The sequence below is a fragment of the Geodermatophilus sp. SYSU D00703 genome (assembly GCF_054050155.1).
Window position 1 is genome coordinate 70902 of record NZ_JBJGYU010000020.1, and the last position, 14197, is coordinate 85098.

The window sequence follows — 14197 nt, forward strand, 5'->3', positions numbered from 1 at the left end:
GACGGCGCAGGTAGAGGCCGGGGAGGCGGGGTAGTGGGCCGCTCATGACGGTGATCGGCTTCCACAACTCGCACGAGCAGGTGCACCCCGCCGAACTCCTCCGCGCGGTGCAGCACGCCGAGCAGGTCGGGTTCACCGCCGCCATGTGCTCCGACCACCTGGAGCCGTGGAGCGAGCGGCAGGGGCACTCGGGTTTCGCGTGGTCCTGGCTCGGCGCGGCCCTGGCGACGACCGGCCTGCCGTTCGGCGTCGTCAACGCGCCCGGTCAGCGCTACCACCCGGTGATCGTCGCCCAGGCCATCGCCACGCTCGCGGCGATGTTCCCGGGCCGGTTCTGGGCCGCGCTGGGCTCCGGCGAGTCGATGAACGAGCACGTGACCGGCCACGTCTGGCCGCGCAAGGACCTCCGGGACGCCCGGCTGCGCGAGTGCGTCGACGTCATCCGGGCGCTGCTGGCCGGCGAGGAGGTCAGCCACGAGGGTCTGGTCACCGTCGACCGGGCCCGCATCTGGACCCTCCCGGAGCAGCAGCCCGCGCTCATCGCTCCCGCCGTCACCGCCGCCACCGCACGCCGGCACGCCGAGTGGGCCGACGGCCTGGTGACCATCAACCAGCCGCACGACACGCTCCGCGAGGTGATCGCCGAGTACCGGGACGCCGGCGGCCAGGGCACGCTGACCCTGCAGGTGCACGTCAGCTGGGACCCCGACCCCGACCGCGCCGTGGCCATCGCCCACGACCAGTGGCGGAGCAACGTCTTCCCGCCGCCGCTGTGCTGGGACCTCGACACCACCCGCGCCTTCGACCAGGCCAGCGCCCACGTCACCCCCGAGGCGGTCGGCCAGGCGGTGCGGATCTCGGCCGACCTCGCGCAACACGCCGCGTGGATCCAGGAGTACGTCGACCTCGGCTTCGACCAGGTCTACCTGCACCACGTCGGCAAGGAGCAGATCGGCTTCCTCGACGCCTTCGGCGAGCACGTCCTCCCGCAGGTGGACGTCACCGCGCCCGCGCCGGCCCTGGCCATCGACCCGCCGGGCCTGGCCGAGCCGCTGCGGCCGCACCAGCAGCCGCAGCCCGCCGTCCTGCCCTGAGGCGCCGGAGGCGCGGGGCCTGCATCCGCCGGTGGCCCGGACGCCGAAGAGGGGGGTAGGCCGCGCACAGCGTCGTGCGCGGGCCGAGCGGGGGGACGGCATGACCGAGGTGGACGACGTGATCCGGCGGGTCAACGGAGGGGAGACGATGTCGGCGGCGGAGGCGCGGCAGGTCGCGGCGCTGCTCAACCACCACGCGTGGTCCGGCCGGCCCGGGCTCCCGGAGGCGCGGGTGCGCGTCGCCGTCCTGCTCGAGAAGCTCGGCGAGTGAGCCCCGCGCGGCCCACCGGAGGAGGCACCTGGGGTCCCTCGGCGTGGCCGGGACCGTGCGCCCCCTGACCGTGGACGACGTCCCGGCAGGGCAACGGCTCCCGGATCGGGATCGCGCCGCGCTACCTGCGCATTGCGGGGAGTGGCGCGACCACCTCCTGGTCCAGGTGGTCGACGAGGCGTGGGTCGCCGCGGAGCCCGATCTGCGATAGGGACGGTGCACCCGAGGGAGAGGACCCCGGCATGCGGATCACCGACACGAGCGACCTGTGGTGGAAGACGGCCGTCGTCTACTGCCTGGACGTCGAGACCTACCTCGACTGGAACGGCGACGGCTGCGGCGACTTCGCGGGCCTCGCCCAGCGCATCGACCACCTCGCCGACCTCGGCGTCACCTGCCTGTGGCTGATGCCCTTCTACCCGACCGCCGAGCGGGACGACGGCTACGACATCACCGACTTCTACGGCGTCGACCCGCGGCTGGGCACCCACGGCGACCTGGTCGAGGTCATCAGGACGGCGGCGGACCGCGGCATGCGCGTCATCGCCGACCTGGTGGTCAACCACACCTCGGTCCAGCACCCGTGGTTCCAGCGCGCCCGTCAGAGCAGGGACGACCCCTACCACGACTTCTACGTCTGGCGGGACGACGAGCCGCCGGACACCTCCGACCAGGTCGTCTTCCCCGACCAGGAGGACAGCACCTGGACCTTCAACGAGCCGACCGGCGAGTGGTACCAGCACCGCTTCTACGAGCAGCAGCCCGACCTGAACGTCACCGACCCGCGGGTCCGCGACGAGGTCGCCAAGATCATGGGCTTCTGGCTGCAGCTGGGCCTGTCCGGCTTCCGCGTCGACGCCGTCCCCTTCTTCCTGGAGGTGCAGCCGGAGGACGCCGAGGAGCTGCCCGACCCGCACGAGTACCTGCGCGACCTGCGCGCGTTCCTCGGCCGCCGCACCGGCGACGGCATCCTGCTCGGTGAGGTGAACCTGCCGCACGAGCAGCAGGTGGAGTTCTTCGGCGGCGCGGACGGCGACGAGCTGACCATGCTGTTCGACTTCGTCGGCATGCAGGCGCTCTACCTGTCCCTGGCGCGGGAGGACGCCGGCCCGCTGGCCACCGCGCTCGCCGAGCGACCCGCGGTGAACCCGGACAGCCAGTGGGCCACCTTCGTCCGCAACCACGACGAACTGACCCTCGACAAGCTCACCGACGACGAGCGGGCGGAGGTCTTCGCCGCGTTCGGTCCCGAGGAGCGGATGCAGGTCTACGGCCGCGGCCTGCGCCGCCGGCTGCCGCCGATGCTGGACGGCGACCCGCGGCGCATCCGCATGGTCTACAGCCTGCTGTTCTCCCTGCCCGGCACCCCGGTGCTGTTCTACGGCGAGGAGATCGGCATGGGGGAGGACCTCGACGCCGAGGGCCGGCTCGCCGTCCGGACGCCGATGCAGTGGACGTCGGGCCCGAACGGCGGCTTCTCGACCGTCGAGGACCCCGACCGGCTGCCCGGCCCGGTCGTCGACGGGGGCTTCTCCCCGGAGTTCGTCAACGTCGCCGACCAGCGGCACGACCAGGACTCGCTGCTGTCCTTCCTGAAGCTGCTCATCCGGCGCTACCGCGAGTCGCCCGAGCTCGGCTGGGGCGCCTGCACGATCCTCGACCAGCCGCACCCCGAGGTGCTGGCCCACCTGTGCACCTGGGACGACGGCGCGCTGGTCGCCGTCCACAACCTCGGGCCCGAGCCGCGGAAGGTGCCCGTGACCCTGGCCGACTGCGGCGTCGAGCACCGCCTGGTGGACCTCCTGCAGGCCGGCGAGGAGCCGATCGGGGAGGGCGGCGCGGTGGAGCTGGCGCTCGACGGCTACGGCTACCGCTGGCTGCGCGTCGTCGCCCCGGACAGCCGCCGGCTGGTCTGATCCAGCAGGGGGCCGGCGTCGCGGTGCGCCACGTCGTCCGGCGGCGGCCCCGGGCCGGCGAGCGCCCCGGCCAGACCCGGCGGGGCGGGCAGGTCGCGCAGCCACACCGAGGGGTCGTCGTCCCACCGGAGCACGCGGGGCGGGTCCGACGGTGGGGAGACGACCAGGCCGCCCAGCGGCGCACCGAGGCCCTGCCCGGTCGACTTCAGCACCGCCTCCTTGCGCGTCCAGTAGGTGGTGAACGCGGCCGGCCGATCGGCCACCGGCAGCCGCGCCAGCCGGTCGCGCTCCTCGGCGGCGAGGGTCTCCTCGGCCAGCACGTCGAGCTCACCGGGGCCGAACCGGCCGACCTCCTCGACGTCCACGCCCACGGGGGAGCCGGCGCGGACGGCGACGACGACGCAGCTGCCCGAGTGGCTCACCGAGAGGTGCAGGCCGGGCGCGTCGGCCAGGCACGGCTTGCCGTGGTCGGCGCCGCACTCGGGGCAGGTGCGGTCGACCGCCAGCTCCGCCGGGGGCACGCCGAGCGCCGTGCCGAGGACCGCGCGCACCACGGCCGCAGCGGTGGTGCTGCGTGCCTGGTCGTCGGCGCGGGCCAGCCGCGCCCGCCGCGCCAGGTCGGCGGGCGCGAGGAGCACGTCGTGCTCCGGCCGCAGAGCGCTGGTCGACGCCCACCAGACCTCGACCACGCCGGGCCGGGGGCCGCCCGCGGTCATCGCCGGCGAGGGCTCGACCGGCTCAGGACGGCTCGCCGGGTCCGGCGCGATGGCGCGGCCACCACGCCCTCGAGAGGGCCGTGCACGTGCGTCCGCCGCCACAGCACGGCGAACAGCATCGACCCGACCACCATCAGCAGGTACTGGGCCACCTCGTCGTCCGGGACCTCGGTCCACAGCAGCAGCACGTGGGCGCTGTAGAGCGTCAGCGTCATCGACCCGGCGGCGGCGACCGGGCGCAGCAGCCGGTCCACCGCGTGGATGCGTGTCAGCAGCAGCGCGGCCCCCAGCACGGTCAGCGCCGAACCGACGGCGTTCAGCGCGTCCAGCTGCGTGTGCGCGTGCGGCGAGTCCAGCGCCAGGTACCACCACGAGCTGCCCTGGTCGGGTTCGGCGACCAGGTCGCCGGACCAGTAGTCGGCCTCCGTCAGCCGGCGCAGCCCGCCCAGCGGGTGCAACAGCACGGCGGAGACGGCCTGTGCGGTGACCACCAGCGGGACGCCGACGCCCAGCAGGGTCCAGGCCACGCGCCGCGAGCGGAGGTCCAGGCGCCCCACGGCCAGCCCGACGCAGGTGTAGGCGAGGTAGAGCAGCACCGGGTAGGCGCCGGTGACCAGCAGCTGCAGGAGCACTCCGGCCGGGTCGGCCAGCAGCGTGCCGAGCGTCGGGTCGGGCCGGGAGCCGTACTCCAGTCCGTCGGCCGCCGTCGCGACCAGCAGGACCGGGACCGCCGCCACCAGCCCGGCCGCGATCGCCAGGAGGACGCGCGGCCGCAGCCCCAGCAGCGGGATGGCGAGCAGGAACAGCAGCGCGTAGGCGGGCAGGATCACCTCGACGGTGTCCAGTGCCCCCAGCAGCAACCCGATGACCAGGACCAGCACGGCGCGGACCGCCAGTCCCGCGGATGCCGCGGTGCGCGCCTGCCCGCGGACGACGTCCCGCCCGCCGGACAGGAACGCGAGGCTCACCCCGGCGAGCAGCGCAAAGGTCACCGCCGACCGCCCGGAGGCCACGGCGCCGGTCGCGGTGAGGCGGCCGTCGTCCCCGACGAGGTCGAACTCGTGGGCCGCCATCATCCCGAACAGCGCCAGGCCGCGGGCGACGTCGACCCCCGTCACCCGACCGCCGCTGCCCGCCGCCGTGACCGGCGGCGGGGTGACCGGCGGGGACGCGCACGGGTGTGCGCTCACCGGACCTCCTCGCGAAGCACCCGCTCGACCCCGTCGAGGTCGTCGACGACGGCCACCAGGCGCGGGTCGACCGCGGCCGAGGTCCCCTTACCCCGCCCGGTGACCAGCAGGACGACGCTCTCCGCGCGGTCCACCAGGCCCTGGTCGAGGGCGGCCCACAACCCGGCGAGCGCGGCGGCCCCGGCGGGTTCGGCGCCCACGCCGGCACGGCTGGCCAGCACCCCGACCGCGTCGGCCAGCGCGTCCTCGGAGACGGCGACCATCGCGCCGTCGTCCCGGCGCACCGCGTCGAGCACGGCATCCCCGATCGCCGGGCGCAGCACCGCGATCCCGTCGGCGGCCGTGGCGGCAGGGTCGAGCTCGGACGGCGCGGGCGGCTTCCCCTGCCAGGCCCGCACCAGCGGCTGACAGTGGTCGGCCTGCACGCCGACCAGGCGCGGCTGCCGGTCGACCACGCCGCAGCGGACCAGTTCGGCGAAGCCCTTGTCGAGCGCGACCAGCGTCGGGCCGTCGCCGACCGGCGCGATCACCACGTCGGGGACCCGCCGGCCCAGCTGCTCCCACACCTCGAACGCCACGGTCTTCTTGGCCTCGAGGGTCACCGGGTTGGCGCCGGTGTTGCGGTCCAGCCAGCCGAACGTCCGCGCGGCGGCCCGGGAGAGGTCGGTGGCGGCCGCGTAGCCGGCCGGCACCTGGAACACCCAGGCACCGGCCTGCGTCATGAGCGCCATCTTCTCCGGCCGGCAGCCGAGGGAGACGAAGATGACCGCGCGCAGCCCGGCTGCCGCGGCGCCGAAGGCGGTGGACACCGCCGCGTTGCCGGTGGAGGCGGTCGTGATGGTGTCGACGCCCCGCTGCAGCCCGTCCTCGATCACCAGGGCGGTGGCGCGGTCCTTGTTGGAGGTGGTCGGGTTGCGGGTCTCGTCCTTCACCCACAGGTCGGGCGTGCCCAGCGCCCCGCGCAGCGCCGGCACGGACAGCAGGGGCGTGCCGCCGATGGGCAGCGGGTGGCGAACGGGGCCGCTGGGCACCGGCAGCAGGTCCCGGTACCGCCACATCGTGAAGGCGGCGGGCTGGTCCTGTGGCAGCAGGTCCGGCCCGTAGTCGTACTGCAGCCACTCGCAGCCGGCCGCGTCGATCGACCCGGTCGAGCGCCCCACCGCGCCGTCCTCAGCCGTACCGGCGCAGTTCGGAGAAGAAGCCGTCGACCACTCGCAGCTCCCCGGAGCGGACGACCTCGTCGTACACGTACTTGCCGACGGCGAGGTCGAGCACCCCGAGGCCGAAGGGGGAGAAGACGACCGGGCGGTCGGCCGGCAACTCCACCCGCCCGGCCATCACGTCGGCCAGCGTGCCCGCGAGGAAGTCGCGGTTGCCGGTGAGCTGCTCGACCAGGTGCGGCGAGGTGTTCGCCTTGAGGCAGTGCTCGACGTCGTCCACGACGTTGACCGAGCGCAGCAGCACCTCGGGGGCCAGGTCGCGCAGGGACACGTGCAGCACCAGCGGGCAGTGGTCGAACCAGGACGGGTCGGTCACGTGCGGCTCCCCGGCGATGGTCGCGAAGACCACCAGGTCGCTGCCGCGGATCAGCTCCTCGGCGCTGCCGTGGACCGTGACCCGGCCGGGGGTGACCGACGAGTCCAGGTACGAGCGGAACCCGGCGGTGCTGTCGGGCGACAGGTCGAACAGGCCGACCTCGTCGAAGGACCAGCCGGTGCCGGCCAGGAAGGTGTGGATGTAGCGGGCGATGAGCCCCACGCCGAAGAAGCCGACGCGGGTGGGCCGGGGCCGGCCGCGGGCGAGCCAGTCCGCGGCGAGCGCGGCCGACGCGGCCGTCCGCGTGGCGCTGATGACCGAGGCCTCCATGCAGGCGAACGGGTAGCCGGTGTCGTGGTCGTTGAGGATCAGCACCGCCGAGGCCCGGGGGATCCCGGCCGCGACGTTGTCCGGGAAGCTCGAGATCCACTTCAGCCCGTCTACTCGCACGTCGCCGCCAATGGAGGCCGGCAGCGCGATGATCCGCGACGACGGCCGGTCGGGGAAGCGCAGGAAGTACGACGGCGGGTTGACCGAGTCGCCGGCCCCGTGCACCCGGTAGGTGGCCTCGACCAGCTCGACGACCTGCTTCTCGCGTCCGCGCAGCGCCTCCTGCACCTGGGCCCCGGGCACCACCGCGAACGGCGGCACCGCGGCGGTCACCGGGACTCCCCGGGGACGTCGGAGCGCCGGATCGGGTCGGCCAGCGCGACGAGCACCTCGCGCGGGCCCTCGTAGGGCTCCCGGGCGTGGGCGGTGCGGATGTTGTCGACCAGCAGCAGGTCGCCGGCCTGCCAGGGCTCGCGCACGGTGTGGGCCTCGTAGACCTCGTTGATCTGGGCGACGACGTCCGCGCCGATCGGCTCGCCGTCGCCGAAGCGGGTGGTGAAGGGCAGGCCGTCCTCGCCGTAGACGTCGACGAGGTACTCGCGGATCTCGGGGGCCAGGGTCCACTCGTTGAGGAAGGCGATCTGGTTGAACCAGCAGCGCTCCCCGGTGCGCGGGTGCCGGAGGACGGCGCTGCGGCGCTGCCGGGTGCGCAGCCCGCCCTCGGGCTGCCACTCGAACTCGATGTCGTGCGTGCGGCAGTAGGCCTCTACCGCGGTGCGGTCGTCGGTGCCGAAGGCCTCGGCGACCGAGGCGCCGATCTCGTCGGTGTAGCTGCGCACCAGCAGCCAGCCCTCCCGCTCGAACCGCGCCACCAGGTCGGGTGGCAGCGCGGCCAGCACGGACGGCGCGTCGGCCACCCCGGTCGCGCCGCCGGTGGTGGGCGGGGTCAGGCAGGCGAAGAGCAGCAGCCCCGGGAACTGCTGCGCGTAGCTGAGCTCGTGGTGCATGCACATCTGCTGGTTGGCCGGCCACGGCGTGGACGAGTACACGCCGCCGGTGGCCGGCTCGCGGGGCGCGAACGCCTCCAGCTCCGGCATCAACCGGTCGGCCAGCCGGTCGGAGACGGCGGCCACGGCCGCGGCGTCGGCGAGCCCGAGCCCGCGGACGAGCAGCGCGCCGTGCTCGGTGACCGCCGCGCGCAGGGCGTCGCGGTGACCGGCGACCCAGCCGGCCGGGTCGCCGGAGCCGTCCACCTCGAGCAACGGTGGCCGGCCGGGGCACTGCGCGACGTCGAGCAGCGCCGCCGGGGAGAGGGAGGACATCGGAGCTCCTTCGCGGGGGTGGGGGGTCAGGCCGGGACGCCGGTCTTCTCGTCGAGGAGGACCGCCTGGTCGGCGAGGACGGGGTGGGCCATGAGCTCGGGCAGGGTGACGGCGCGGTCGAGGGCGATGGCGAGCTTGACCGCCGACAGCGAGGTGCCACCCCGGTCGAAGAAGGAGTCGTCGCGGCCGATCTGCTCCAGCGGGATCCCCAGGACGCCCGCCCAGGCCTCGGCCAGCCGCAGCTCGGTCGGGCTGCTCGGTGCCGCCCGGTCCTCCGGCGCGGCCGCGAGCTCGCCGGCCAGCGCGGTGAGCGTCGTCCGGTCGGTCTTGCCGTTGCCGGTCAAGGGCAGCCGCTCCCGCCAGTGGCACGCCGACGGGACCATGTAGTCCGGGAGTGCAGCGGTCAGCCGCTCCCGGAGGACGTCGTCCGGCACCGGTCGCGGACCGGCGTAGAAGGCGACCAGGCGGGGGATCCGGTCGGCCCCTTCCGCGACGACGACCGCCGCGTCGTGGACACCCGGCACGCGCAGGAGTGCGCTCTCGATCTCGCCGATCTCGATGCGGAAGCCGCGGATCTTCACCTGGTTGTCGCGGCGGCCGAGGTAGTCCAGCGTGCCGTCGGGCAGCCAGCGGCCGTGGTCACCGCTCAGGAGCAGTCGCTGGCCGGGCCGGTGCGGATCGGTGGTGAAGACCCGCTGGGTGCGTTCGGGGTCGTTGATGTAGCCGCGCCCCACGCAGATCCCCGAGAAGGCGATCAGCCCGGGGGCTCCGAGCGGCACCGGGGACAGGTGCTCGTCGAGGACGTAGACGGGGACGTTGTGGATGGGCCGTCCCAGCGGGACGCGGTCCCCGGCGGGCGGCCGGTCCATGACCAGGTGGACGGCGTCGTCCGAGGTCTCGGTCAGCCCGTAGGTGTTCACCATCGGGATGCCGGGCTGCACGGCGAACCAGCGCTCGACCAGTTCCTTCTTCAGCAGGTCGCCGGTCGGGCAGACGGTGTGCACGTCGGGCAGGGCGCGCGGGTGCTGCTCCAGGTAGCTCACCACGACGTCGAGGTAGGACGGCACCACCTGCAGCACCGCGGCGCGTTGCTCGACGAGGGTGTCGACGAGCCGCTCGACGTCGAGGACGACCTCCTGCGGGACCACCAGCGTCCGCCCGCCGAGCACCAGCCCGGCGACCATCTGCCAGATCGAGATGTCGAAGCACTGCGGCCCGGTCTGGGGCACCACCGCGCCCTCGGCGAGGCCCAGGTCGGCGATCTTGGCGTAGAGGTGGTTGATCAGCCCGGCGTGCTCGCACAGCACCCCCTTGGGCTCACCGGTGGAGCCGGAGGTGAACAGCACGTACGCCAGCTGGTCCATCGCGACGGGGATGCCCGGCGGGTGGTCGGCGTGCCCCTCCGCCCAGGCGGCGGCCACGTCGAGCCGCTCGACTCCCGGCACGCTCGCCAGGGCCTCGTCCAGGGTCGCGGCACTGCCCTGCTCGGTGAGCACCAGCCGGCACTGCGCCCGGGTGAGTGCGGTCGCGATCCTCGTGGCGGGGAAGTGCGGCTCGAGGGGCAGGTACACCCCGCCGGCCTTGTAGACGGCCAGGACGGCGGCGACCCACTCGAGGTCGCGCTCCAGCACGACCGCGACGACCTCCTCGCGGCGCAGTCCCCTGGCCAGCAGGGCGCGCGCCAGCTGGTTGGCCCGCGCGTCGAGTTCGCGGTAGGTCCAGCGCCGGTCGCGGCAGACGACCGCGACCGCGTCGGGGGTGGCCGCCACCCGCTCCTCGATGAGCTCGTGCACCGGCCGGTCCGGCAGTTCGCGGTGCGGACCCGCCATCCGCTCCAGCTGCAGCCGCCGCTCGTTGCCGGAGAGCAGGGACTGCCGCGCGGGGTCGGCGTCGGGGTCGTCGGTCAGCTGCCGCAGGGCGGTGACGTGGTAGCCGGCGATCCGGGCGGCGGCGTCGGCGTCCAGGGCGTCCTTGCGGTACCGCACCTGCAGGGCGAGCGCGGTGCCGCGCCGCACCGCGGCGACGGAGAGGACCGCGTCGGTCGGCAGGTCGCCGGCCGGGCCGTCGGGGGAGACCACGACCTCGGTGGGCGCCTCGGTCTGTCCCAGCTCGAGCCGCAGCGCCTCGACGGGGAAGTCGCCGTGGGCGCGCACCGCGGCACGGGCCTGCGCGGCCGCCCTGACCAGCTCCTGCCAGGAGGAACCGGTGAGGATCCGGCACGGCAACGGGGCGCCCCCCGGGGTCGCGACCAGGCCGGTCACGACCTCCCGCTCTCCCGAGAGCGCGGCCAGCACCCGGGCGTGCGCGGCGAGCAGCACCGCTCCGGAGGGCACCCCGAGCTCGTCGCCCAGCCGGCGGACCCCGGCCAGGACGCCGCCGGGCACGGTCACCTCGTGCGTGGCCACCCCCGGCACCGGGTGCAGGGTCCACCGCGGGACCGAGGTGCGGCCGCCGGCGTCGAGGACGCCGGTCCAGTAGGCCCGGTCGGTCGCGGCCTGGGGCGGCGTGGCGACGGCGGTCATCGGACCGTCTCCCGGTGGCGCCCGCGGGCGAGGTGCCGTCCGGCCGTCGTCCCGTCGGAGGTGAACTGCTGGACGGGGATCTGCATGGCGTCTCCGGTGTCGTGGTGGCCGGTGAGGGTCCGGGCGGGCTCGGCGGCGGGGAGGTGCAGGTCGCTGGGCTGCAGCTCGCGGGCGGGGTTGCCGCCCCACCGCGCGCCGTCGGGCACCTCCTCGCCCTTCATCAGGAAGGAGTCGGCCTCCAGCACGGCGTTGTCCCCGATGACCGCGCCGTAGTACGCCAGGGCGCCGACCCCGAAGGTGACGCCGGATCCGACCGTCACGCCCTCGGACTTGAAGGCGTAGTCCTCCTGCGTGTGGCACTGGATGTAGGAGCCGGCGTTGAGGGTGACGTCGTCGCCCAGCGAGACGATGTGCTTCTCGGACATGCCGTGGCCGTCGTCGAACAGCCGCTTCCCGAGCCGCACCCCGGACAGCCGCCACAGCGGGGAGATGAACGGCGTGCCGACGGCGAGCCGGTGCACGCCGGTCTTGGCCATCATCTTGAACAGGCGTTCCCGCTGCCAGAACCGGGCATCGTAGATCGAGCAGTACACCGGCTGCACGGGCCGGAAGTGGAGGATGGCCCGCTCGACGAAGGTGAAGTACGCGAGGCTGAACACGAGGAGGAACGAGGTCGACAGCGTGACGGCCCAGGCCCCGATGTCCGTCAGCACGTCCAGGCCGCCCATGGCGACGACGGTGAGGACCACGGCGTAGACCCACCGCACCAGCAGGAAGTAGCCGATGGTGCGCAGGTTGTACCAGGTCTTGGCGGCCAGGCGGCGCGGGAACTCCTCGTCGTGGGCCATCTTCACGAACTCGCTGTCCCGGGCCACGGTGCGGGGGATCTCGAAGGCGGGCGATCCCAGCAGCCCGACGTCGGACCGCACCTCCCCGTCGATGGGGACGAGGACCTTCGTGGCGAGCAGGCAGTTGTCACCGGTCTTGGCCCGCGGCGGGTAGACGATGGCGTTGCCGAGGAAGTTGTCCTTCCCGAGCGCCGTGCGGGACAGCCGGAACGACGTGCTGGTGTAGTCGGCGTTGAGGAACGAGATCCCGCTGGCGGCGACCGTCCCGCGCCCTACGGAGACCAGGTAGGGGCTCTCGTGCTTGACCTCGTTGCCGAAGTTCGACCCGGTCTGGACGTAGGGCTTGAGCCGGTATCCCAGGCTGCGCAGGTAGTGGACGACCAAGACGCTGTCCCCGACGAGCACCTGGAAGAACTTGCTGTTGGAGAAGTGCTGCACGGTCCGGTGCGCCGAGTAGCGCAGGCCGTACATCGGGTAGACGCGGTCCGGCTGGAGCAGGAGGTCGGCCAGCCGGGGGACGACGAGGACGAGGACCAAGCGCCCGACGAGGCCGGCGACGAAGAACACCGAGGCCAGCGCCAGCGCGAAGACGTAGAACGACCACGTCGTCAGCCCGAGCGGGCCCGGGTCCAGGAGCGCGCCCAGCCCTGGGACGGTGTCGACGAGGATCACCACGCCGCCGAAGCCGAACGGCACGTACACCAGCAGCGTGGTCAGCATCTGGAGGGCGGCGTAGCCGACTGGTCGCCAGGTGCTGCGGTCGGCCGGCGGGACCTGCTGGTAGTCCGACGTCGTGGGCTCGGCCGGGGACCCGTGCCACCGCTCGCCGGCGGGGATCGCCTGCCCGCGGTGCAGGGTGGAGGCGTGGCCGAGTTGGGCGCCGTCTCCCACCGACGTGTCGATGTCGAGGACCGTCGTGTCGCCGACGAAGGCGTCCCGGCCCAGGGTGACCGACCCGGTCTGGATCACGCCGGCGAGCGCCCGGTAGCCGCTGAGGTAACACTCCTTGCGCACGACCGCACCCGGCCCGACGGTGAGCAGGTCCGTGGCAACGGGCATGTGGCGGGTGAAGACCACCGCGCCCCGGCCGACCTTCGCGCCCAGCGCCCGCAGGTACAGGTTGTAGATCGGCGACCCGGCGAACAGGACCAGCGGGTTGGACGCCACGAGGGTCTTCACCAGCCAGAAGCGCAGGTACGCCGGCGTCCAGATCGGGATCTCCTGGGGCTTCCACCGGCCGATGAGCAGCCACTTGACCGCGATCGGCAGCAGGCAGGTCGTGAGGAAGACGGCGCCGCCGGCCAACACCGACCGCTCGTAGTCGATCAGGCCGCTCCCGGTGTTGATGTAGTTGAAGGCCCACACCATGACCAGCGCGGTGACGTAGGAGTACCCGACGAAGAGCAGCACCTGCATGACCCCGCACAGCACGTACTCCGCCGTGGTCGCACGACGCTCCGACGTGGGGGCGGGAGAGGTGGAGGCGGGCTTCGACACAGCAGGGGCCGCCGCGTCGGCCGCGAGCGCCGTGGCCAGGCTGTGGACCGTCGGGTGTGCGTAGACGTCCTTGATCGACGGCGAGGGCAGGTCGTCGCGCTTGCGCAGGCGGGCGCAGAAGGTCGCCATGACCATGGAGTCGGCGCCGAGGTCGTCGAAGAAGTGGCTGGCCGGGGTGACGGGCCGGCCGACGACGTCGGCGAGCACGTCCACGAGCGCGTCCTCGACCGGGCTCGCCGCCGGTGGTGGTGCCAGGGCGGTGGCCAGGGCGTGGATCGTGGGGTGCTGGTAGACGTCCTTGATCGAGACCGAGGGCAGGTCAGGCCGCTTGCGGACGCGGGCGCAGAACTGCGCCATGACCATCGAGTCCGCGCCGAGGTCGTCGAAGAAGTGGCCGGCCGGCGTCACGGGCCGGCCGACGACGTCGGCGAGCACGTCCACGAGCGCGTCCTCGACCGGGCTCGCCGCCGGTGGTGGTGCCAGGGCGGTGGCCAGGGCGTGGATCGTGGGGTGCTGGTAGACGTCCTTGATCGACGGCGAGGGCAGGTCGTCGCGCTTGCGCAGGCGGGCGCAGAACTGCGCCATGACCATCGAGTCCGCGCCGAGGTCGTCGAAGAAGTGGCCGGTCGGGGTCACGGGCCGGCCGACGACCTCCGCGAGCACCTCGGTCAGGGCGCGCTCGACGGGGGTCGCCGTTCGGGGGACGCCGTCCTCACCCGGCGACGGGGCGGGGACGGCGGGGGCGGCGGGGTCTGCGGACAGGACCTCGACGGGTGGCTCTCTCAGCACGGGGGCTCCTCGGCCTCTTCTCAGCGGTGTGGGGGGGGGGGGGGGGGGGGGGGGGGGGGGGGGGGGGGGGGGGGGGGGGGGGGGGCGGCGGGGGGGGGGCGGGGGGGGGGGGGGGGGGGGGGGGGGGGGGGCGGGGGGGGGGCTGGGCGGGGGGGGGGGCGGGGGG

Annotated in this window: 10 protein-coding genes; 3 read left to right on the forward strand and 7 right to left on the reverse strand. The window is 74.1% G+C overall.

Annotation, left to right across the window (positions count from 1 at the left end; genetic code table 11):
- The first annotated feature begins 44 nt into the window (after positions 1 to 44).
- From ACI782_RS17940 to ACI782_RS17950, 3 genes are all read left to right on the forward strand, one after another.
- Entirely contained in the window at positions 45 to 1094 is a 1050-nt protein-coding gene (locus tag ACI782_RS17940) for a TIGR03885 family FMN-dependent LLM class oxidoreductase (protein ID WP_456911431.1), read from the forward strand.
- A 100-nt stretch (positions 1095 to 1194) separates the two neighbouring features.
- On the forward strand, positions 1195 to 1365 hold the full coding sequence (locus ACI782_RS17945) for a hypothetical protein (protein ID WP_456911432.1): 171 nt from the start codon (positions 1195 to 1197) through the stop codon (positions 1363 to 1365).
- Between the two features lie 242 nt (positions 1366 to 1607).
- On the forward strand, positions 1608 to 3281 hold the full coding sequence (locus ACI782_RS17950) for an alpha-amylase family protein (protein ID WP_456911433.1): 1674 nt from the start codon (positions 1608 to 1610) through the stop codon (positions 3279 to 3281).
- Here ACI782_RS17950 and ACI782_RS17955 read toward each other — a convergent pair.
- Genes ACI782_RS17955 through ACI782_RS17985 form a run of 7 tightly spaced genes read right to left on the reverse strand, consistent with a single transcriptional unit; the run spans position 3233 to position 14031 of the window.
- Positions 3233 to 3997: a 4'-phosphopantetheinyl transferase family protein gene (locus ACI782_RS17955; RefSeq protein WP_456911434.1), complete on the reverse strand. Its 765-nt coding sequence runs from the start codon at positions 3995 to 3997 to the stop codon at positions 3233 to 3235. The two genes, ACI782_RS17950 and ACI782_RS17955, sit on opposite strands and share 49 nt — an antisense overlap.
- Entirely contained in the window at positions 3994 to 5187 is a 1194-nt protein-coding gene (locus tag ACI782_RS17960) for a heparan-alpha-glucosaminide N-acetyltransferase domain-containing protein (protein ID WP_456911435.1), read from the reverse strand. The genes ACI782_RS17955 and ACI782_RS17960 overlap by 4 nt, the downstream gene beginning before the upstream one ends.
- Positions 5184 to 6347, reverse strand: a complete 1164-nt coding sequence (locus ACI782_RS17965; RefSeq protein WP_456911436.1) for a pyridoxal-phosphate dependent enzyme — start codon at positions 6345 to 6347, stop codon at positions 5184 to 5186. Before ACI782_RS17965 ends, ACI782_RS17960 begins: the two co-directional genes overlap by 4 nt.
- 10 nt (positions 6348 to 6357) lie before the next feature.
- Positions 6358 to 7386 (reverse strand): 2,3-diaminopropionate biosynthesis protein SbnB, encoded by a 1029-nt coding sequence (gene sbnB / locus ACI782_RS17970; protein ID WP_456911437.1) that lies wholly within the window; start codon positions 7384 to 7386, stop codon positions 6358 to 6360.
- Positions 7383 to 8375 carry a TauD/TfdA family dioxygenase gene (locus ACI782_RS17975; RefSeq protein WP_456911438.1) on the reverse strand — a complete coding sequence of 331 codons (993 nt, stop codon included), beginning with the start codon at positions 8373 to 8375 and terminating at the stop codon, positions 7383 to 7385. Before ACI782_RS17975 ends, sbnB begins: the two co-directional genes overlap by 4 nt.
- 26 nt (positions 8376 to 8401) lie before the next feature.
- Complete coding sequence (locus tag ACI782_RS17980; protein ID WP_456911439.1) at positions 8402 to 10897, reverse strand: non-ribosomal peptide synthetase; 2496 nt, start codon at positions 10895 to 10897, stop codon at positions 8402 to 8404.
- Complete coding sequence (locus ACI782_RS17985) at positions 10894 to 14031, reverse strand: Pls/PosA family non-ribosomal peptide synthetase (RefSeq protein ID WP_456911440.1); 3138 nt, start codon at positions 14029 to 14031, stop codon at positions 10894 to 10896. The genes ACI782_RS17980 and ACI782_RS17985 overlap by 4 nt, the downstream gene beginning before the upstream one ends.
- Positions 14032 to 14197 lie beyond the last annotated feature (166 nt).

Coding starts and splice junctions, on each gene's coding strand:
- ACI782_RS17940 (WP_456911431.1), top strand. CDS start 45: ATGACGGTGATCGGCTTCCACAACTCGCACGAGCAGGTGCACCCCGCC.
- ACI782_RS17945 (WP_456911432.1), top strand. CDS start 1,195: ATGACCGAGGTGGACGACGTGATCCGGCGGGTCAACGGAGGGGAGACG.
- ACI782_RS17950 (WP_456911433.1), top strand. CDS start 1,608: ATGCGGATCACCGACACGAGCGACCTGTGGTGGAAGACGGCCGTCGTC.
- ACI782_RS17955 (WP_456911434.1), bottom strand. CDS start 3,997: ATGACCGCGGGCGGCCCCCGGCCCGGCGTGGTCGAGGTCTGGTGGGCG.
- ACI782_RS17975 (WP_456911438.1), bottom strand. CDS start 8,375: ATGTCCTCCCTCTCCCCGGCGGCGCTGCTCGACGTCGCGCAGTGCCCC.
- ACI782_RS17980 (WP_456911439.1), bottom strand. CDS start 10,897: ATGACCGCCGTCGCCACGCCGCCCCAGGCCGCGACCGACCGGGCCTAC.